Raw genomic sequence first — 21,307 nt, 5'->3', positions numbered from 1 at the left:
GCACCCCTAATTCTTAGAAAGTCTTTTCATTACAACTCCGCCACATTAAATCGCACTTGTATACCTCCTGCTGTGGTAGCCCTACGGTACGAATTGAGTACATAAGGATTGTTGAAAGTTCGGTCAAAATAAAACTGAATACTCCACAATTTGCTCACGGTATAGTTGACTTGCGGGCGTAGTTGGAAGTTATAATTCCCCATGATAGCCGTAGGAGGCTCATCAAAGCGACGCTGAACCGTACGAGTATCTCGGATAGTGAAATTACACTGAAACAAAAGGTCGTTTTTGAGTTTTTTAAATTCCCCGTTGATTCTGAAAGGAATCCGTACGTTGTTGCGCGTAAAACCTACTGTAGCCGTAATATCACGATTAAACATTTCGGCCAATTGAGCATTTGATAAATTGAGCGAAATCGTTCGGTCTTGGTTATAAGTAAGACGCAAATCGATTTTGTTTTGAGTACGTGCTCGGAACCCAATCAATGGAGAAAACCGTTCGGCAAGCGTAATGGTACTCATTACAAAAATAGGGATAGCATTGTTGCCTTCTCCTCCCAACAGCGCCAACTGATAATCACGGTTGTCGAGCGTGAGGTACTGAGTATAGGCTTCGTTGTAGTCCAAAGCAGAAGTAAAATTACCAACACTGTAGGTAGATTGGTAGCTATGCTCCAAAGTAAATGCACTGAAGATTTTTTTGAAAAAAGGAATCTGCGACAATCCGCCATAATCTACCCGCCAGTTGGGCAATGGAAATCCAAGGAAGGGGTTGGTTCTTACTTCATTAGCATCCTTGCCATTATAAGCCGCAAAAAATGCTGCAATCAGTACATCTTGAGAGTTGAGGTTATACTCAACATTGTCTGGCTTCCCTTCCCTTGTATTTAACCTGTTTAGCACGATTGCTCTATTGGCTTTAAATTGGTCAAAAATAGGTGACGAATTGTCTTTGTTGATTTTGGCAAAGGCCGTTCTGAAAGACATGAAAGACATTTGAAAATTACCGCTTCTTACTGGGCTTTGAACTCTATAGGTAGTTCGGTCGGTAGAGTCAGTGACGCGATAAAACATACGGTATTCATCGCCTCGCTTGAGTTGGGCATTGATTTGTATTTTAAAATCTTTGAATGGCTCCAAACGCGTATTGATTCTAAACAAGCGACCATCGGTCTGCACAAAAGGCACATTAAGCATGGTACTTCTGGTCAAATCTCCCTTTGCGGCTGCGTCGTACAAAACATTAGGACTCTGACTACCCAAAATAAAATGAGTCAAAGACGTGACTTTTGTACCCTCAAGTCCCCATATACCTTGACTTCCAGGCAAATACCCAGGCAACATCGTTGTTTTTTGGATAGTATAATCCACATCTATTCCGCGTACTGTCATCAGTAAGCGAGTGAGATTTTTCAACAATTTACTTGGTTCTCGCGCCACATCTTCATCGTCGCCCGGGCTACGAGCAAAGTTTTTGCGAGGAGGCGAAGGATTGTTGGCAAATCTTAGATAACGTAGTTTGTTGTATAATTTCACAAAATCTACTTTCCCTCTTATGGATTGTTCTCTTCCATTTCGAATGCTATTTCCCAAAAGATAGTTATCAGTATCCGTAAGGCGATAGCCCCCCGCAGTAAAAGCTGAACTTTGATTAGAGGTATTTGTATTGTAGGTAGCATTGTTTAAACCACTACTATTCAACCCATCTGTACCACTGTACAAAGAAGAAGAGAATGAAGTAATAGGCGAAAACTGATAGTTGATGTTGTGGTTATAATCAGCCGTCATCCAGTCGAGGAGGGGAATTTTTTCGAGCGGAAGTCTATAAGTCAGTTTTATCTTTTGGTCATAATTTTTCATCCGACCAAAACTTCTGAAGTTACGCCAAACCGAATCTCTTTTGATTTCAGTATCAATATTTCCAAGAGGCTCATCTATCACAGCGTTGGCTAAAGCGCTGTAGGTTAGAACCACATTTTTGGTCAAGTTCCAGTTGAGATCATAAGCTCGATTGAACAAGAAATATTTTTCAAACAAAGGATATTGACCCACATCTGAAAGGTCTCCACTGCGATATTGCGTACGAATAAAACTACGGTCGGCATCAAATCGTATTGCTATCTGAGTGGGCAAAAGAGAAAGATTAAAATCTTTAAGTAGCTCTAAATAGGGACGGTCAAACCCTTTGATATTTCGTAATGGTTCCCAAGGCCGCTGAGGGAAGCCATATTGGTATACAATTCCTCCCCGATATTGTCTTTGAGTATAATCAGCAATCATACTACTGCGGCGTGTTTGCTCATTGTACGCATACGTAAAAGCAAAGTTTTCAAAATCCCAGAAATGCCGCTTAGCGTTAGGATTTGTTTTGGTTTTACGAACATTTGAAAAGTTAAACCCTCGTCGTTCGGCCTTTTCGATAGCAGCGTTTTCGAGTTGTAATCGTCGGGGGTCATTTTCGGCGTAATTAGCCAACGACATCGCCAAAGGTGTATCAGGGTCGTAGGGATTGAAATGAGGGCTGATTTGCTTAATATCATAATTGACATATAGCGGAATTTTGAAGCCCCACTTTTCATCCAACAATTTATCTAATGCTATAGCCGATGAAATACTAAACTCGGTGGTATTGTCGCGAGAGCGGTCAGCGAGTTTTTGTTGGACTCCCCCAAACCCAAAAGTAGTCCATTTTCCAGCCATTTGGACGGTAGCAAAATCAGCTAATTTAATATCTGCCCGCGCAATGGCAGCCGTTCCAGACTGATTATCAAACCCTTGTACATGAAGTTCATTGACCCATATACAAAAACTCTGAGAAGACTGATCTACCGAACGTGGATTGCGCATTCCAATCATAATCACCATCACATTGCTCAAATCTGGTCGCCCCACTACCGTAATCCGGTATACTCTTCCTAGATTGTCCGTTTTTGTAACCGTATAAGGAGCACTCAATGAAGGATTAGGCTGACGGTCTCTTTCGGCTTTGGCCTCTATCAACCAAGGGATTTCGACATCAATTTCATTTTGAGCAGGCCACACCTCCTCCGGAATATCTCTGTTGGGCAGTGTAGGTTGGAGGTTTGTTACTTCTATCTCGTAATAGTGCTCTGTCACATCTGTTCCCAACCGCATGAAAGCCGATACCTGCCCGTTCTCTACGCCGTGCATGTGCACATACATTTTGAGCCGCTCGCGAAAAAGTAAATTTTGACTCTGCACATTTTTGAAAGCTGCTCGAGAGTCACCATCACGCAAATCAGTTACACACAAGCTCATCGCCTGCTCGTTGAGAGGGCGCTGATTAGGAGTGGTAAAGTCTACATCCCGCTGTACTCCGGGAGGAACCGTATAAATGTACCTTTGAGCTTTGGGGTCAGTAGGAGCTGTTCCATTTTCTTCTACACTTACCGTGGCTATCTTAAACTGCGCATCATAAGGTTCGGGTACTTCCTGAAGGCCACGCGCATTGAGGTCACCAGTGTATTTGCGGTATTGGGTAGCCACCATCTGAAGTTGTGCAAAACGCAAAACTACCGGCTCCGCCCAACCAGTAAGGTACATTCTGATAAAACGAATAGATTTAAAGCCATTGATATTACCAACTTTCTTGGTGTATTCTCTAACAGGCACGCGAAACAAATACCAGTTAACAAAATCTCCATTATCATTTGGAGCAGTTACGACATCCACGATGTAAGGCTTGCCTACTCCCAATTGGTCTTTCTGTAAATCTATTTCGTATTCATAATAAGCTTCTTGGTCGTTGATGGTATTGTCGACGTTTAGATCTTCAATATCTGGCAAGTTAGTAGAGGCAGGAGTAATCTCACTTGTGCTATTAAACTCAGGGGTGTTGTTTTCCATACCCATGTAGTTTTTATAGCGTTCCACTATTTTTTTGTTTGCACTGTCGGCTTTGGCACTAAAATAAAACTCAAAGTCGTCGCCTGAGGGGTCAGCCAATATTTGATTGCGGGCCTCTGTCGTTAGATTGGTGGGAAGACGTTGGATATACTCGCTAAAAAAATCACGTTCCTCCAAACTACTTAACCCATCTAGCCCAATGTCCTGCTTGGCACGGGCTTCTGGCTCATTGGTAAAGGCATTGATGATATATTGCTGACGCGTCGAATATCCCCAAGCCGTTTCGGCTACATTGGATGGTTGGTCTGGAGTGGATGTGGCTACTTTATCTACCAGAGGCAGCCCATTTTCAAAATCATAGCGTCCGTTTTTGATTACATCTTCCGAAATCTCCCCTAAGTTGAAGTAAAGTTTTCCGCCAGTGGTGTTATTCCGATTTACAATACCATCCTTAACCACTCCATTGGGACCTTCTTTGAAAGGATCCATCAGCCAAAACTCCACAATTTCGACATTGGCATTGTCAAAATCTACATCAGAACCGATAGCCCGCGTTATCGCCCCAAAATTATTGCGTGGATTACGAAGCAAGCCATTGGCATCTAAATCGGTAGTGTAATTGTATATCCCTCTTTCTTGTGGGAAATAAGCTATGTCTAAGATACTTTCTGGAAGATTAACCAAATACTGTCCTCTTCCTTTAAATATATCTTGAGGCCGAAAAAGACGCTCGTAAAAATTGTTAAAATCCTGAGGCGTAATATTTTGTGGTCGCTGACGCAATCCCGCTTGCGCTTGCGGCGAAAAAGATATATCAATTGTATAAGCCGAAATTTTAGCACGATTATAAGCGTATGGGAGTGGGTCAGTAGGCGTACCTTGAGGGAATTGCGCTGGCGTAGCTCCTAATCGCCAACGGTTGGGCTGACGTGTAAGGTCAAACTGCGTACGAGCCGCCTCAAAATCGTCAATGTAAATTCGGTTTCGAACTTGCGGATGCAAACCAGCAAACGATTGTGCCACCTCTCCCTGAAACTGCACACTTGATATTTCTTTGGTTTCGAGCAAAGGGAGCTTATCAAGCAGTTTTGTCAACAACCGAGACTCTTTGCGAAACGTCAAATCTGCGCCAATGATTGAGTTACTGACGGGGTCGTTGCCCAAAGAAGCGCGGGTCAAAAAACCAGGCGGCGTTTCTCTCAACCTCATAGCAGTTACGCCTACTTGCATATCACGGTTGACGGTGTAGTTGAGGCGTGTTCCGAGCAGTGTCCTGATTTGATTTTGAAACAAATCAGGCTGCTCGTAGCATATTTCAATATCACGGCCGGAGTTAGTGACGCTTTCATTGATGATACGTACCGCTCCCGATTGCCCCTCTACACTATAGTCAATACCTTGCTGTAGCTGTACGCCACCTGCTCTTACTGTTACAGATTTGTCGGATACTCCAAAGGGTAATTGAACCGTAGAACCCCCTGCGGCTCCTTGAAAAGAGCCTTTCAGAAAATATTTATTTTTTTCAGTAATCTGCTGTGCGTCAATCTGTGTACTCCGATAAAGCTCATTAAAAATATACTTATTAGCCAAAACTTCCTGCCCTACAAACTGTTTAGCAAGGTTAGTACCAAATGGTTCCAAAACCGGGAATATTACTCGTCCCATACGGCTATCTATCGTGACTCCTTCAATAAAATCGAAGTTTCCATCTCCCACGGGATTTCTTTGGCTATCAAAGACAGGGTCATTTAAAGAATTGAGTCTATCAAGTCCCATTACCTTCACCAATGGGATATTGGCAATAGGCCCTTCTTGTAGGTTAGGATTGTCAATCCCTGTTAAATCATCTTTATAAATGACTCTCAGCTGAAAGTTTTGTTTAGCAACCTGAGTGGTATTCAATGAATAAATGTTTTTCATCATCAAATTCCACATAGGATGAGCCGTGTTATTACGAATCGTTGAAGACTTCAATAGTTTAAGTACCAAAACTTCATCATCGCGACGAGATTGATAATCTTCGGTGAGCTCTCCTACTTTGTATTTTTGGCCGTTGAAGGTGTACTCATAGGCTACTGCCAATATTTCATCGTTGCGTAGAGGCGTTAGCAATGATATGTAACCCAGCTCAGGCTGAAACTTATATTCACGTTCGGAGAGTTTACGCGCTCCACGTAACAGGTCATAATCCGTACCCCGCTGAAGATTGTAACGGCTATCAAGCGCAAAGCTTGTTTTATCAGCTTCTCGGAGTTCGCTATCAGTGGTCACTTTTGCAAACAACCCATTGCTTCTATTATTGATAGGTTGGTTTGCTGAGATTGGTTGCAAGTTTGGATTGGTGGTATTGGCAGGAGTAGATTCTCCTAAGTCCGAAAAACCGACTATATTACGTAGTGTCTCGGTATTGTTTGTACGGTTGGTGACGTACACTTCTAGACGTGTGACTGTTATGCCCGACATAATCATGGGCAAGTTACCAAGCCATCTTTCGTAATTATTTCTAAAAAAGTATCCTAGAAAAAAGTGTCGGTTTTCGTCATAAGCATCAGCCCGAATCTCAAAAGCACGGTTTTGAACGCCACCTCGCAAGGTAATACATTGCTGACGGCTACGCTGCTGAGATGCTACTACTGTAGCTGTTAAACGTCCAAAGCGTAAATCAACTTTTGCGCCAAATAGATTTTGAACTCCTGGAATCAACTGAGAAGGCAATTGCCAATTGACATTCCCCGCCTGCACCCCTTGAATGATACTCTCATTTTCAGGAATATAACTCTGAGGGCCGAACCCCTGACCAAAAGTACTATTTTGGCCTAGTCCTCCTACGCCCGTTTGGCCCATTCCCGGTACATTGGGTACATTGGGAGTGGTAGGTAAATTAGCCTTCCCGGGGCGGTAATCCAATTTGAGTTGGTTTTCAAAGTTGAAGCTCGACTTAGTATCGAAATTAGTCAACATCCCAAGTTTATCTCCAATCTTTCCGTTGAAGTTGATGTTAATTTGCTCATTAAATAAGAAGTTGGTCTGATTTCGTTGCCGAATCGGGATATTAGGATCTTGGTTTTTTTGGTTAATTACTCCAAAATCTAACAATACGAAACCATTGGGTTTGAAATCGACAATATTACTTCCAAAAACCCGATCAAATCCTGGAGGCAAATCCAATTTAGGAAGAAGTCCTCTAGCCCCAAGTGCTCCTTTACCATCTTGCTTGGCTGAGTATTCGCGACGTAGATATTCAAAAACTCGCTTATCTTGTAGTTTTTGAAAGTCTTCATAACTCATCGTCAATGGATTACGATAATTCAGGGGAGGCAATTTAGTATCTCCAATGCGTTCATAAACCGACATACGACCCGTAGAATCTAAGCGAAATTCATTGGAGAGGCTTTTGGGGTCGCGCAAATAAAGCGATGAACGTGAGGGTACATAGTTAAACCGATTACCAAATCGATCCATCCAAGTCGAGTACAACAGTCTGCGGCTTTGGCGATTGCTATGACTGGTATCGGGCGTAGTGGTTCGTCTATTGGTAGGTTGTGACTGAGCCACAGCCTCTTGGCTAGTCAGCCATAGAAAGCATGACAACCCAAAGATAGCGAATGATGTTATTGAAATAAGGTATAGGTTTTTGTTAATAAGGCCCACGATTCTTCAACGGTCAGCGTACTCAAATCCTTAACGGCTAAAACCTTGCCAATCGTCTTTGAGTAGAAAAAAAATTTTATTGAAAGTGAGGTAAATATAGGAAGCCACTTTCTAAAAACGCAATTTGTGGGCAAAAAAGCCATATTTAGCCCCATTTTGCTCCTAAAAATATTTACGCTATTTTCTTCAAAAACAGTAGGCTATTATTCCTTTGTAGTATTCCTTAGAGATTAATTATCCCCAATTTTCTAAAACATTCTGATTTTTCATTTGATTTAATAGTAGAAAAAGGCGTTACATTTCTCTTTGTTGTCCATCCCAGCATCTAGCTTCTTCGTACATTTGCATCATGGAATCACTAAAAAACGACTTACTTCTGCGTGCCGCACGCGGAGAACAAACCGAAAGAGTACCGGTTTGGATGATGCGCCAAGCAGGGCGTATATTGGCCGAATACCGCGCAGTGCGCGAAAAAGCCGGAAGTTTTATTAAACTCGCTACCAATCCCGAGCTAGCCGCCGAAGTGACGATCCAACCCGTGGATTTGCTAGGGGTAGATGGTGCCATCATTTTCTCAGACATATTAGTCATACCCGAAGCGATGGGGCTTCCTTATGAAATGGAAGAAAAGAAAGGGCCTGTATTCCCTAAAGTAGTGCAATCAGTGGCCGATATTGACAGTCTACGTATTGCTGAACCTGAAGCTGATTTAGCCTACGTACTGGACGCTATCAAAATCGTAAAACGAGAACTAGATGGCCGCGTCCCTCTAATCGGATTTGCCGGAGCGCCATTTACTATCTTCTGCTATATGATTGAGGGAAGAGGCTCTAAGACTTTTTCAGTGGCAAAAAAAGCCTTGTACGCAGACCCTGAATTTTCGCATAAACTATTACAAAAAATCACCGATAGCACGATTGCTTATCTAAAAGCTCAAATTGCCGCAGGAGCCAATCTTGTACAAATTTTTGACTCTTGGGCGGGTATTTTATCACCCGCTCAATACCGCGAGTATTCACTACCTTATATAAAACAGATTTGCGATGCCATTTCAGAAGCACCAGTGACAGTTTTTGCCAAAGGAGCTTTTTTTGCCCGTCAAGAAATCGGTAATCTCAATTGCTCTGTAGTTGGATTAGATTGGAATATGGATCCTACCGAATCACGAATGTTGGTACCAAACAAAACTTTACAAGGCAATTTAGATCCTTGCGTTTTGTATGCTTCCTATGACCAAATTAGGAAAGAAGTCCGTAATATGATTGAAGCATTTGGAACTCAGCGCTACATTGCAAATCTGGGTCATGGTGTTTATCCAGATACCAATCCCGACAAAGTAAGATGCTTTATCGACACCGTTAAGGAGTTTGCAACCACATCGGCTTTATAATTAACTTTTTTTAACGTACCCTGAGCACACTTACCCAAGTTTGGAATCGTTTTTGTATTAGTGCTTTGTATCATCCCAAACCCGTTTAAAGCTATGAAAGAATGTGTGGTAGTGATTCCAACTTACAACGAAATTGAAAACATCGAAGCTATTGTCCGTAACGTATTTAGCTTGGCACAGCCTTTTGATATTTTAATTGTTGATGACGGTTCGCCAGATGGTACAGCTTTGAAAGTAAAACAACTCCAAAGTGAATTTAGCGGTCAGCTTCATTTGCTTGAGCGCAAAGGCAAACAAGGGCTAGGTACGGCCTACATTCATGGTTTCAAATGGGCGCTCAAAGAAGGGTATCGATACATGTTTGAAATGGATGCCGATTTTTCTCATAATCCCAACGACCTCGTACGCCTTTATGAGGCTTGTGCTGTCGAAGGTCATGATGTCGCTATCGGTTCACGATATATCAAAGGCGTAAATGTAGTCAATTGGCCAATGGGCCGGGTATTGATGTCTTATTTTGCGGGCGTATATGTTCGTTTTGTAATGGGAGTCGATATCATGGATCCTACTGCGGGTTTTATTTGCTATAAGCGTGAAGTATTACAAGGCATTGGATTAGACCATATTAGATTTGTGGGCTACGCTTTTCAAATCGAAATGAAGTTTAATGCTTGGAAATATGGCTACAAACTCACCGAAGTGCCAATTATTTTTACTGACCGTACCAGAGGAGAATCCAAAATGTCGACAAAGATTTTCAAAGAAGCAGTTTTGGGTGTTTTGTATTTAAAAATACGTAGTTTTTTTAAAACCTATATCCGTCATAATGAACCCCAACCGATCAAGATTTTACAAGTGACCGAAATGGTATAGTAAAATACAGGGTTAGGGAAACAAAAAAGCCTCGTTTGTGATGAACGAGGCTTTTTTGATAGAAAGGCTTTTGTCTCCAAAACTACAGTACTACTACTGAATTTTCTTCGTTAGATACACCGCTAGGGATATATTTATCTGCCGCTTCGTCGTTGGTCCAAGTAGCACCGTCAATCAAATAACGGAAAGCGTATTCTTTTCCAGTTTCTAATTCTACAGTAGCTTTGTATGAACCATCTTTTTGTTTTTTCAATTTTGTAGCGGCCTCAGTAGCCCAACCATTAAACTCACCCAATACTGCAACCTCTTTCGCGTCAGCCACTCTATCAGCAGAAAGTGAGAACGTTACTTTACAAACAGGTTTGCTTTTCAATACTTGCTTTGCAATCGCCATAGTGTTTTTTGGTTATTTTGGTTTGCGCCACAAAGATATAAAATAAATACAATTCAAGTCAATGAATACCAATTAGTTATATATTAATATTCTTTCAATAGTACAACAAAAAACTTCATCATTACAAAATTTACCTAAAATAGTACACTTTTGTAATAGATTCAAAATCAGTTTTCGAACTCCATTTGAGCATTTACTTGTTGTACTCGATTGTTCATAATTGTCGCAATACTATAGGCTCGATATTTCACTTCTTGTGCTTTGTCACCTTCAAAAAGGTCATCTACATTTTCAAAAAAGAGCGCCAACCAACGATCAAAATGGACGGGTGTTAGGGTATGTTTTTGGGTCAATCTAAAATGAGGAGGCATAGGTCTGCCTGCATAATTGAGCGTACCAAACAATATTCCTTCCCAGAAATCATACATTTTAGGCAGATGTACATCCCAGTCTACCTGAGCTACTTCATCAAAGATAGGTCCCAATTCAGCATCTTGACGAATTTTTTGGTAGAATTGATTCACCATCAATTCTACATCAGCGCGAGTTTCGATTAGTTTTGGCATAGTGTAAAAACAAAAGTTTTACAAAATAGGTGCCTCACTTACATTTCTCCAATGACAAAAATCAGTCCATTTGCTCACACAACTGTTGTAGCTGCTTGGCTGTCATTACCCCTACTATTCTGCCCTGCAATTGAAGATTTTGGTCAAAAAGCACCATAGTGGGGAAAGTGAGTTTGCCCTGCTCAGTGCCTAGCACTTCGGCTAGTTCGTGTATTCCCGTATTTACGCCAGTAGGCTTAAATTTATATTTTCTATTTAAAAACACTAAAGACTTGGTTTCTTCAGCATTTAGCGACAGGCAATAAAAATCCTTGTTTAAAGCATCAGCAAGCAATGGCTCTTTGAATGTTTTGGTTTCCATTACCTTACAGTATTTGCACCAATCAGTATGTATAAATACCAACAATGGTTTTCTTTCTTTCCTCAAACTATCACTTAGATGCTCAAAAGAAGTCCATTGCACAGCTTGAGCCTTGGCAGAATGGTTGCCAAGGCTCAAGCTACAACAAGCTACTATTATAATCCAGCAGTATTTTTTCATTTAAACAGATTGTATCTTACACCTGCAAAAGCCCGAATGCCTTGATTGGGAGCATATACATACGAAGGGTCGAATGTCAGTGCATACGGATTGTTGGGGGTGGGTACTACTTGTCCATTGTCGTCAAAGGTGACTCCTTTATCAAAAGGATCAAAAGCTCTTGCAATCGCATCTTTGGTAGGCGTAAAGTTTAGCAAGTTTTTGACCCCACCGTAGATTTCGAGACCATTGTTAAATTTCTTGGTAAGTTGGATGTTTTGTATACTCCACCAAGGCGAATACTCCGGGCGCGGGTCTAATGGCCCAAGCACGGGCAATTTCATAGGGCCATAAAGATTTCCAGTATAATCTACAGATAGACCAATCTGTTGAAAACTATACGATACCGACCACACTCCTGTAAATTTCTCGGTGAGCAATTGAGTCATTTTTACCAAATTGCCGGCGCCATCATCTTCTCTCTGAAACACATCCATGGCTGTTGCTCCTGTCATCACTTTCAGACCATTAGCCAAAGAAAAGTCTATATTTAGAGATATTCCTTTCGAAACCGCATTTCCCGCTAAATTGCTATAAATGATTTTGTTGGGGTCGGTTAAATAATCAGGGATGATACGGTTGTTGAAAAAGGTATAAAAAGCAGTAGCATCAAGCCCAACAAAACTGCCATTTGACAAAAAGAATTTGCGCACATAGTTTAGGTTTCCATTCCACGAACGCTCAGGTTTGAGTTCTTCCGTAAATTCTACTTTTCTAGCTCCTGTGAGGGCGGCATGATCTTCTGTAAATACATTGGCTACTCGATAACCATTTCCAAAACTAGCTCTCAACACATTTTTCTTGTCTGCTGAAGTCCATTTATAATTAAGGCGAGGGGTTAAGATACTTCCATGGATAGAATTATAATCATAGCGTAGCCCGAGCAATAATTTATGATTGGCAGAAAGCGAAATCTCGTCTTGGGCAAAGATACCTGGCAATACTACTTTTGAAGGAGCATTGACATTGTCAAGGCTTGTAGCAGGAGTACTGTCATCATAGTAAGTATAGCGCAAAGCCGTACCAACTAGCAAGTCGTGCTTTTCTGCTATTTTTTTATCCCAAGTAAATTGACCAAACCCGATATATTGCTGAGCTGCAAAAGGAGTAGTACCATAGTAAGAATCTTGATTGTGACCATTGGCCGAAAATTGAAAAGTGATTTTTTCGCGAATAGGCAATTGATAAGCACCGATTACCTCCCAACGCTTGGTATAAATACTTTCCGCATAGACTTCATTGCTGCCACGGTCTTTGGGCGTCCATTGCATTTGTCCTCCCCAGCGATTTTCATAAACATAGCGTCCGCCAATCGAAAACACGCGATTGTCTTTACGGTCAAAACTAATTTTATTGAAAAGAGAAATGCGATTTTGGAGGGTAATATCCGTAAAACCATCACCATTCTTATCAATAGGTCGTTGGAAATTGAAGTAGTTCAGCCCAAATAAAGATTGAGCTTTTTCTCCTACTTTATATTTTACCCCCAAATCTGTATTAAATTCGGACCAAGAAGTACCCATTACATCAGCCGATACCAAGGGCGCAGATGAAGGCTTCTTCGTAATTACGTTGATAAGCCCTCCAACGGCTTCCGAACCATACAATGTAGAAGCTGGGCCTTTGACTACTTCCACTCGTTCAATGAGCGCACTTGGAATCCCACTCAAACCATATACCGTAGAAAGCCCCGATACAATAGGCATTCCGTCAATCATAATCATCGTATAAGGCCCTTCTAGGCCATTGATGTGGATATCGCCAGTATTACATACATTGCAATTAAGCTGCGGGCGGATGCCATTGATATTTTGTAAAGATTCAAATAAATTGGGGACGGGATTTCTTTTAAAAAACACCGGCGTATAAATCTCAACGGGTACGGCACTTTCAAGTTTAGAGACTTCTTTCATAGTACCTGTCACTACCACCTCCGCTAGTGAATTTTCTAATTCTTCTCCTTGTAACGTAAGTTCCTGAAAAAACTTAGCTTCCGACACCGTTACCGATTTTGTGATATTTCGATAGCCAATAGCCGAAATAATCAATTGATAAGTCCCGTATTTAATGTTTTTGATTTCAAAAACTCCTTGTTCGTTGGTGGTTGTACCGTATTGAGTACCCTTAAGAGCTGCGGTTGCAAACTCCAGCGGTTTTCCTTTGACCGTTACAGTTCCTCGTATGCTTCCAGTTTGAGCAAAGGCATAAAATTGTACTAGCGCCAACGCCAGCAGTAGATATATTTTTTTCATTGAATTGTGTGCTAAATATTGATAATGATGCGTATAGCTCGCTATGCCAACACTACATACCTAAAATCATAGGCATATATGCAAAGCATAGGACGCTTTTTTAGACCTAAAATTGATTGATTAAAAACGGCAAACAATTAACAAAAAAGCACAGGAGGCCCGCGAAGAGAGAAGTTGCCAAAGAAAGGCGTACGATAGGCCGTTAATAGGTAGTATGAATTAAAACTTGGGAAAAATACTTGTATAATTTTTACGGCTGCCAATGCCACCGACAATGTCAACCCCACAAATGATGCATTGCTAAACGAATCTAACAAAAACAGCTCATTGGAGGTGTGATCGTTTGGCTGAAAAGGCGAATTGGATTGACCCGCTTTTTTATAAGGGTGAGCGTGGGTAATGACTTTTCCGCTCGAAAGCTTGTGCGCATGCCTAAATACAATACCATTCAAAAGCATCAAGGTAAAAACTACCAAGAAGCCTTGAGCTATTGATTGTCGTATGCGTTGGCTGAGAAGCATTTATTGGTACATTATTTCGTAAATTTAACTATGTTCTTTGAGAAAAAGTTTATGGTTACAAAATAATTACCAAAAACTACGAAATTTGTGAAGAACCTAAAACCATTAAATCATTTTACATGGAAATTTTTGGATTTTCAGTACTTACGCTTGCCAAGCTGCTTGTTACTGCTTTCAATGGTATTCTTTTTACCCAATCTGGGCTCGATAAAGTCTTTCATTATCAAGGCAATTTGGACTACTTCAAAGAGCATTTCAAAAAATCTCCTTTGGCTCCTACCGTGGGTTTGCTGATGCCTGTTATTACATTTCTTGAAACCTCCGCTGGACTTATTTCACTGAGCGGCACACTTTTGATATTGCTTGGCAGTTCGTGGGGGCTTACAATATCCGCTTATGGATTAAGTATCGGTGGGATTTCTATTACTTGTTTATTTTTTGGTCAGCGCATGGCTCAAGACTATGCTGGAGCCGCTGGTTTAGTTCCCTATTTTTTAATGACCCTTTTAGGAATCGTCCTACATGCTTTTTAGAATATCATTTCCAATTAGCCCGCTTAGTTTTCCAATTGCTTTTGACTACAGCAGTATTGACAGCCGCTGCTTGGTTTGATTGCTGAGCTTGATGGAGTAAATACCCAACCAATGCGGCCGCTATTTGGGCTTCTTCTGAGTTTACAGATTTACGTAATACTTCAGGTGTAAAATAATATTTGACAAAATGTGTGTCAAAATTGCCCGAACGGAAGGCGTCATGCTCCATCACAAATCGGCAAAAATCAAGGGTAGTCTGGACGCCACTAATCTGGTATTCGTCAATCGCCCTTATCATTTTTTCAATCGCTTCTTCGCGAGTAGAAGCGTAAGAGATGAGTTTTGCAATCATAGGGTCATAATAAATCGGGATAGCCATTCCTTGCTCAAATCCATCATCTACTCTCACACCATTGCCTTGAGGACGCACGTAGGTTTGTAATGTACCGACGTCAGGCAAGAAATTATTAGTAGGGTCTTCGGCATATACCCTTATTTCCATGGCATGTCCATTAATTTTCAAATCTTCTTGCTTGATTTCTAATGGACGCCCTTCGGCTATATAAATCATCTGACGAACTAGATCCACGCCTGTAATCATTTCGGTTACGGGGTGCTCTACTTGCAGACGTGTATTCATTTCGAGAAAATAAAAATTGAGTTTATCATCTACGATAAATTCAACTGTTCCGGCACCATAATATCCGCATGAGCGTGCTACATCTACGGCACATTGCCCCATTGCCTGTCTGATTTCGGGCGTAAGACAAGAAGAAGGGGCTTCTTCCACAACTTTTTGATGCCTCCGCTGTACCGAGCACTCTCTTTCAAACAAATGAATGATGTTGCCATGCTTATCTCCCAAGACTTGTATCTCGACATGCCGAGGAGAAGCCACGTATTTTTCAACAAACACTGCCCCGTCTCCAAAAGCTGAAATAGCTTCGCTTACGGCACGTTCCATTTGTTCATCAAATTCTTCTTCATTTTCTACAATTCGCATGCCCTTGCCTCCCCCTCCAGCACTTGCTTTAATCAACACAGGATACCCAATATCAGATGCTATTTTTTTGGCTTCTGTTCTGTCTGTTACGGCATCTGGTGTACCGGGTACCATCGGAATATTGTACTTGGCTGCCGCTCTTTTGGCAGAAAGCTTATCGCCCATGATTTCGATACTGTGGGCAGACGGCCCCACAAAAAGAATACCTGCGTCTTTTACCATTTGCGAAAACTTGGCATTTTCTGATAAAAACCCATAGCCTGGATGGATTGCATCTACATTAAGGGTTTTACATACTTCGATGATTTTATCCCCTCTTAGATATGACTCAGACGAAGCAGCAGCCCCGATACATACTGATTCATCGGCATATCGTACATGCAATGCCTCGCGGTCAGCTTCACTATAAACTGCTACCGTTTGAATTCCCATTTCACGAGCAGTACGCATCACCCGTAGCGCGATTTCGCCCCGATTGGCGACCAGAAGTTTTTTGATAGTGGCCATGTTTTTATGATAAAAGACACCGAAAGTTACAACTTATCGTTTATTACATTAAATTTATGTTGGTAAAACAATATAGTTAGATGAGAAAGATCATTGCTCTTTTAGGTTTGGGGTTGTTGTTTAACCACTTTGAGGCCAATTGCCAACAAGTAAACGTCATCAAATGGCCGGAAGTACAAGAAGTTTTGACGACCTCTTCCGATACTACGTATGTGTTAAACTTTTGGGCAACTTGGTGTAAACCTTGTATCAGTGAACTTCCTTTTTTTGAAGAAGTTCACAAAAAATATAAAAACAAAAATGTAAAAGTAGTATTGATTAGCATGGATTTTGTGAAAGACTTGAATACGAGGGTCATACCATTTGTAAATCAGCGCAATCTTAGTACAAAAGTGTGGCTTTTGAATGAACCTGACGCCAATGAATGGATTGATAAAATAGATTCAACTTGGTCAGGAGCCATTCCTGCCACTCTAATTATTAATAACTCAAAAAAGAAGAAAGTATTTTTTGAACAAAAATTAGATTATGACCGTTTGGTGAAAGAACTCTCTGATTTTCTGTGACTTTTCATAAAATATTTATCAAAATTTCAAATCATCTAAATATCATGAAAAATAAGTTTTGGCTGGCATTAGTAGCTATTTTGGCATTAGGCATGGCTACTACTTTATTTTTTCGTTCACAACTCGCCCAAGCCTCTCCTAATGGCTATGGTATCGGGGCCACTGTTGCTAATTTTACGCTGCAAAATGTGGGAGGAAACTCCGTAAGTCTGGCTGATTATAAAGATAAAAAAGGGGTCATTGTGGTATTTACGACCAATCATTGCCCATTTGCAAAAGCTTATGAAGAAAGAATCATAGGACTAGATAAAAAGTATGCATCTCTTCAATTTCCAGTGATTGCCATAAACTCCAACGACGCTTCAGATTATGAAGAAGATTCTTTTGATAATATGAAGAAAAGAGCTAGCGAAAAAAGATATTCTTTCCCATATTTACAAGACATAACTCAAGCCGTAGCAAAGGCATTTGGCGCAACTCGTACGCCACATGTATTTGTTTTAAAAAATGAAGGAAGTAAATTTACAGTACAATATATTGGTACAATCGACGACAATTATCAAGACCCCACGAGCGTTACAAAACGCTACGTGGAGGATGCAGTTAATAATATCCTAGCGGGTAAGCCCGTGGTAGTAACCCAAACCAAAGCCGTTGGCTGCGCGATTGGGTGGAAAGATGCTTAAATGCAGTTTGGTTGTCTTTTATTTTTACAGTCGACAGTAAGAAGAAAGGTCCAGTTTATTCTGGACTTTTTTTATTTACTCAGTATCGCCCATTTCCAAAGACCCAATTTAGCTAAACAATATCGGCCCGAAACTCTCAATACCCCTAATCCGTATTTCATACTTCTTTGAAAATTGATAGAGGAAGCCTCATCGAAGTATTTGGTAGGGCACGTTACTTCAGCTATCTCATATCCTGCCCAGAATATTTGGGCAATCATCTCATTATCAAACACAAAATCATCATCACATTTATGAAAAGGGACATTTTTGAGTACTTCCCCCGAAAATGCTCGATAGCCAGTGTGGTATTCAGACAATTTTTGGTTCATTAATAAGTTTTGGGCAAACGTCAGAAAACGATTTGCGATGTATTTGTACATAGGCATACCTCCCTTGAGAGCGCCTTTTCCTAAAATTCGTGAACCAAATACGACCTGATATAAATCATTACCGATGATTGAAATCATAGCCGTCAGGAGCAGGGGAGTGTACTGATAATCAGGATGAAGCATAATCACAATATCACCGCCCAGTTCTAATGCTTTGGTGTAGCAAGTTTTTTGATTACCACCGTAGCCTTTATTTTTTTCGTGTCGGATTACATGTCTTATCCCGAGTTTTTTAGCTACATCTACGGTATTGTCGGGACTTGCATCGTCGACTAGAATCACTTCATCTACCAAATCAAATGGAATCTCTTGGTAAGTTTTTTCCAAGGTAAGGGATGCCTTGTAAGCGGGCATCACAACAATTACTTTTTTGCCTTTGTACATTTTTAGGGCTTCGTAATGCTTAATAATTGACTTATGAAGCCGCAAAAGTAATGTTCTTAAGCTATGATTCCCAACTACTTTTAAAACTTTAGTAGGTTAGCGTCATTTCTTTTATTTAAAGATTTTACAATATTTTGCTCTTACAGGCCTTGATAGGCCATCTATTGATACTTTGATTTGACTAATTGTCTTTGTAAGGAGGAGTGAGGTCTCTCTCTCCATTGCAATCTTCAATTATCTCAATTCATTGAAAGTGAGGTGTTTATTTTTCTATCAAAAACCAAACTTTCAACTTCTTTTTGTAAGATATTTTTTTGATTTTCAAAAAGTTACTATCTTTGCATCCCGTTTTAGAAACAAGCATCATAATATTATAGTAGATACAGAAATGAAAAAAGGCATTCATCCAGATTACAGAGAGGTAGTATTTTGGGACTTAGCCACAGATGATAAGTTTGTGACTCGTTCTTGTGCTCCTACCAAAGAAACTATTGAGTTTGAAGGCAAAACCTATCCTGTGTTCAAGGCTGAGGTAACTTCACAATCTCACCCATTCTATACAGGCAAAAACACCTTGCTTGATACGACTGGGCGCGTTGATAAATTCTTCAAAAAATACGGAAAGAAATAATCAGCTTTTGGTTTTTCGTCACAAGGGAAAGATTGCTTTAAGTAATCTTTCCCTTTTTTTATGATATCTTCTTCAATAGCTGGAGCATCCCTAAGCCAATAAAAAACCATCCTAAAATTTGATTAGGATTGATATTGGCTAGCTTAGCTAAGATTGCTTCTCGAAAACGGCTAGTTAGATATGCTACCCCTACCAATAGCCCCAAAGCGCCAAAAGCGGTTCCTAACACAAAAGAAAACTGTTCGCTAAAGTGCTGGATATGAAGCCACGAATAGCCCTGAAATTGTAACAATACAACAAGCCAATAAGGAAAAAGTTGGGGATTGAGCACACCTACCAAAAACCCCTTCAAAATAAGAGATTGATTGACAAGACTAGACGAAGGAGCTTGAGAAGGATTATTAGGTTTTCGTAGCATTAAAATTCCCATTAAAATCAAAATGGGGATAGCTAACCATTCTAAATAATACAAAACCCGTGGATGTGTATTGAACCACATTCCAAACCACACCGCTGCTGCCGCATACATCATTTCTGGTAAACACCCTCCTATTGCCACCCATATTCCTGCTTTGAGGTGTTGCCGGAGTACGGTTTGTATCACAGACATATTGACTGGCCCAAGTTGTAGTGAGCCGACAAAACTAATAACTGAGACTACGAAAAAAATCAGAGCAGGTTTTTCCATAAAAGCCTAACAATTGCTATCAGGATGTCAATCTGCATAAGGAGAAGGACTTACGGCAGTCCATCCCCCGTCTACTACCAACGATTGCCCCGTGATATGCCCCGCCAAAGGAGATACTAAAAATAATGCCGCATGAGCAATATCTTGAACGGTCGCGGGAGTACCTAGCGGTGTAATTTTTCCCCAAGTATCGTTATAATTAGGATCTTCGGCAGTACGCTCCGTCATAGTTGCACCAGGCGCAACTGTGTTTATGGTGATTTTGAATGGTGAAAGTTCAATTACAAGGCTTTTAGCAAGCATTTCGAGAGCTGCTTTCGTCATTCCGTAGGCGGCTAGGTATTTGTGAGCTTGGTGACCCGTTACAGACGACATTAGCAGCACTCTTCCCCCAGAAGCTTGCTTTCTCATTTGAATAGCTCCCGCCTGAGTTAAAAAGAAACTCCCCCTCAAATTCAAATCTAATAGTTTTTGTAGAGATTCTGGTTGATATTCAAAAAAGTCCCCAAAAGTAGTGATACCTGCGTTAGCGATTATGATATTGAGTTGACCAAATACTTCTACGGCTCTGTTGACCATAATCCGCACAAAATCCACATCTGCGGCATTTCCAGGCATTCCTATGCATCTTTCGTGGTTTATGAGTTTAACGGCCTCTTGAGTAAGATGTGTATCCAAGTCGTTCAGAACAACCGATGCCCCTTGTGCTACTAATTGTTTGACAATCTCCAATCCAATCCCTTGACCCGCCCCTGTTACGATAGCAACTTGATTACTAAAAATAAACTGTGTGTACATTATGCGTTGTTTGGTAGTTTTATTCTAAGCTACTAGAATATAAGGAGAGACTTAATCTTTAGGCGTTTTTTTACTCCACCAGCTTGCTAGCAAAGAGCCGGTAATGTTCATTATTGGGCCAAAAAGAGCAGGTGCCAACCCCACAGTAGCTACTTTACCCATTTGCAAGGCAATACCTGAAGCTAACCCCCCATTTTGTAATCCTACCTCAATAGCTACTGTTCTACAGTCTTGTTCGGGTAGTTTTAGAAGTTTACTACTCCAATATCCTAGCAAGTAGCCACATAAGTTATGAATGAGAGTACATATCACCAACACTCCTCCAACTTTCAATAAACTCTCACGCCCTGCGGCCGTGATAATACAAATAATAAGCGCAATTCCTGCCATTGAAACCAAAGGCATATATTTATTTAAAAAATCGGCTTGATGTCTAAATAAGCGATTGACTAATAAACCAAGCCCAATTGGTAAAATAATAATCTTCAAAATTTCAATCATCATTTTGAAGAAATCAACCTCAATAAATGCTCCTCCTAGAAGCTTCATTAATAAAGGCGTAAGCACTGGCGCTAACAGTGTTGCTAATGAAGTAATAGTCAACGAAAGGGCAACATTGGCCTTTGCAATATAGGCCATTACATTAGAAGCAAGCCCACTCGGAGAACAACCTATCAAAATAACACCCGCTGCTATTTCGGCAGGAAATTCAAACAATGTAGCTAACGAAAAACCTATCAATGGCATAATTGTAAATTGACATAGAATGCCAATCAATACACTCTTGGGTGATTTTACTACTGCCTCAAAATCTTTGGGGCTCATAGTAGTCCCCATTCCAAACATAATGATTTGAAGCAAAGGAAGAATAAGACTTTTGAGCTGAAAATCACCAATTTGGGTAAAAGGAGCGGGATAAAACATAGCCAATGTAGCAGCTACTACAATCGACAGTGTATAAAGATAATTTTTCATGAGAAAGTTAAG

17 protein-coding genes are annotated in these 21,307 nt (G+C 40.7%); 6 read left to right on the top strand and 11 right to left on the bottom strand.

The window, feature by feature from the left end; all coding sequences use genetic code 11:
- Positions 1-29: 29 nt before the first annotated feature.
- A complete protein-coding gene (gene sov, locus G563_RS0100295) occupies positions 30-7,421 on the bottom strand; it encodes a T9SS outer membrane translocon Sov/SprA (RefSeq protein ID WP_229598419.1) in 7,392 nt (2,463 codons plus the stop codon).
- 445 nt (positions 7,422-7,866) lie between these two features.
- Between sov and hemE the strand changes: the two genes are divergently transcribed.
- Together hemE and G563_RS0100285 are read left to right on the top strand one after the other, a co-directional pair.
- Entirely contained in the window at positions 7,867-8,907 is a 1,041-nt protein-coding gene (gene hemE, locus G563_RS0100290) for a uroporphyrinogen decarboxylase (RefSeq protein ID WP_028663520.1), read from the top strand.
- 93 nt (positions 8,908-9,000) lie between these two features.
- Positions 9,001-9,780 (top strand): polyprenol monophosphomannose synthase, encoded by a 780-nt coding sequence (locus tag G563_RS0100285; protein WP_028663519.1) that lies wholly within the window; start codon positions 9,001-9,003, stop codon positions 9,778-9,780.
- A gap of 82 nt (positions 9,781-9,862) precedes the next feature.
- On the opposite strand, the gene G563_RS0100280 is transcribed toward G563_RS0100285, so the two are convergent.
- From G563_RS0100280 to G563_RS33320, 5 genes are all read right to left on the bottom strand, one after another.
- Positions 9,863-10,174, bottom strand: a complete 312-nt coding sequence (locus G563_RS0100280) for an isoamylase early set domain-containing protein (RefSeq protein ID WP_028663518.1) — start codon at positions 10,172-10,174, stop codon at positions 9,863-9,865.
- 167 nt (positions 10,175-10,341) lie between these two features.
- The gene (locus G563_RS33330; protein WP_037325722.1) at positions 10,342-10,740 is read right to left on the bottom strand and encodes a group III truncated hemoglobin; all 399 of its coding nucleotides are present in this window, start codon (positions 10,738-10,740) and stop codon (positions 10,342-10,344) included.
- 61 nt (positions 10,741-10,801) lie between these two features.
- Positions 10,802-11,281 carry a thioredoxin family protein gene (locus tag G563_RS36605; protein ID WP_051210660.1) on the bottom strand — a complete coding sequence of 160 codons (480 nt, stop codon included), beginning with the start codon at positions 11,279-11,281 and terminating at the stop codon, positions 10,802-10,804.
- The gene (locus G563_RS0100265) at positions 11,278-13,572 is read right to left on the bottom strand and encodes a TonB-dependent receptor (RefSeq protein ID WP_028663517.1); all 2,295 of its coding nucleotides are present in this window, start codon (positions 13,570-13,572) and stop codon (positions 11,278-11,280) included. Before G563_RS0100265 ends, G563_RS36605 begins: the two co-directional genes overlap by 4 nt.
- A 137-nt stretch (positions 13,573-13,709) precedes the next feature.
- On the bottom strand, positions 13,710-14,093 hold the full coding sequence (locus tag G563_RS33320; RefSeq protein WP_157584987.1) for a DUF8478 family putative metalloprotein: 384 nt from the start codon (positions 14,091-14,093) through the stop codon (positions 13,710-13,712).
- Between the two features lie 119 nt (positions 14,094-14,212).
- On the opposite strand from G563_RS33320, the gene G563_RS0100255 reads away from it, so the two are divergent.
- Entirely contained in the window at positions 14,213-14,626 is a 414-nt protein-coding gene (locus G563_RS0100255; protein WP_028663516.1) for a hypothetical protein, read from the top strand.
- A 4-nt stretch (positions 14,627-14,630) separates the two neighbouring features.
- On the opposite strand, the gene accC is transcribed toward G563_RS0100255, so the two are convergent.
- Entirely contained in the window at positions 14,631-16,136 is a 1,506-nt protein-coding gene (gene accC, locus G563_RS33315; RefSeq protein WP_037325719.1) for an acetyl-CoA carboxylase biotin carboxylase subunit, read from the bottom strand.
- A gap of 80 nt (positions 16,137-16,216) precedes the next feature.
- Between accC and G563_RS0100245 the strand changes: the two genes are divergently transcribed.
- Positions 16,217-16,702: a redoxin domain-containing protein gene (locus G563_RS0100245; RefSeq protein WP_037325717.1), complete on the top strand. Its 486-nt coding sequence runs from the start codon at positions 16,217-16,219 to the stop codon at positions 16,700-16,702.
- A 44-nt stretch (positions 16,703-16,746) separates the two neighbouring features.
- Complete coding sequence (locus G563_RS0100240) at positions 16,747-17,388, top strand: thioredoxin family protein (RefSeq protein WP_028663514.1); 642 nt, start codon at positions 16,747-16,749, stop codon at positions 17,386-17,388.
- Between the two features lie 71 nt (positions 17,389-17,459).
- Here G563_RS0100240 and G563_RS0100235 read toward each other — a convergent pair whose 3' ends face one another.
- Positions 17,460-18,203, bottom strand: coding sequence for a glycosyltransferase family 2 protein (locus G563_RS0100235; protein ID WP_028663513.1), 744 nt, complete (start codon positions 18,201-18,203; stop codon positions 17,460-17,462).
- A 388-nt stretch (positions 18,204-18,591) separates the two neighbouring features.
- Between G563_RS0100235 and G563_RS0100225 the strand changes: the two genes are divergently transcribed.
- The gene (locus tag G563_RS0100225; RefSeq protein WP_028663512.1) at positions 18,592-18,834 is read left to right on the top strand and encodes a type B 50S ribosomal protein L31; all 243 of its coding nucleotides are present in this window, start codon (positions 18,592-18,594) and stop codon (positions 18,832-18,834) included.
- A gap of 58 nt (positions 18,835-18,892) precedes the next feature.
- On the opposite strand, the gene G563_RS0100220 is transcribed toward G563_RS0100225, so the two are convergent.
- Genes G563_RS0100220 through G563_RS0100210 form a run of 3 tightly spaced genes read right to left on the bottom strand, consistent with a single transcriptional unit; the run spans position 18,893 to position 21,295 of the window.
- The gene (locus G563_RS0100220) at positions 18,893-19,522 is read right to left on the bottom strand and encodes a LysE family translocator (protein WP_028663511.1); all 630 of its coding nucleotides are present in this window, start codon (positions 19,520-19,522) and stop codon (positions 18,893-18,895) included.
- Positions 19,523-19,549: 27 nt separating this feature from the next.
- Positions 19,550-20,320, bottom strand: coding sequence for an SDR family NAD(P)-dependent oxidoreductase (locus G563_RS0100215; protein ID WP_028663510.1), 771 nt, complete (start codon positions 20,318-20,320; stop codon positions 19,550-19,552).
- A 51-nt stretch (positions 20,321-20,371) separates the two neighbouring features.
- On the bottom strand, positions 20,372-21,295 hold the full coding sequence (locus tag G563_RS0100210) for a bile acid:sodium symporter family protein (RefSeq protein ID WP_028663509.1): 924 nt from the start codon (positions 21,293-21,295) through the stop codon (positions 20,372-20,374).
- Positions 21,296-21,307 lie beyond the last annotated feature (12 nt).

Source organism: Runella zeae DSM 19591, from assembly GCF_000423565.1.
Classification (GTDB): domain Bacteria; phylum Bacteroidota; class Bacteroidia; order Cytophagales; family Spirosomataceae; genus Runella; species Runella zeae.
Note: the sequence above shows the minus strand (reverse complement) of the source record. Positions and strands in the feature narration are given on the sequence as shown.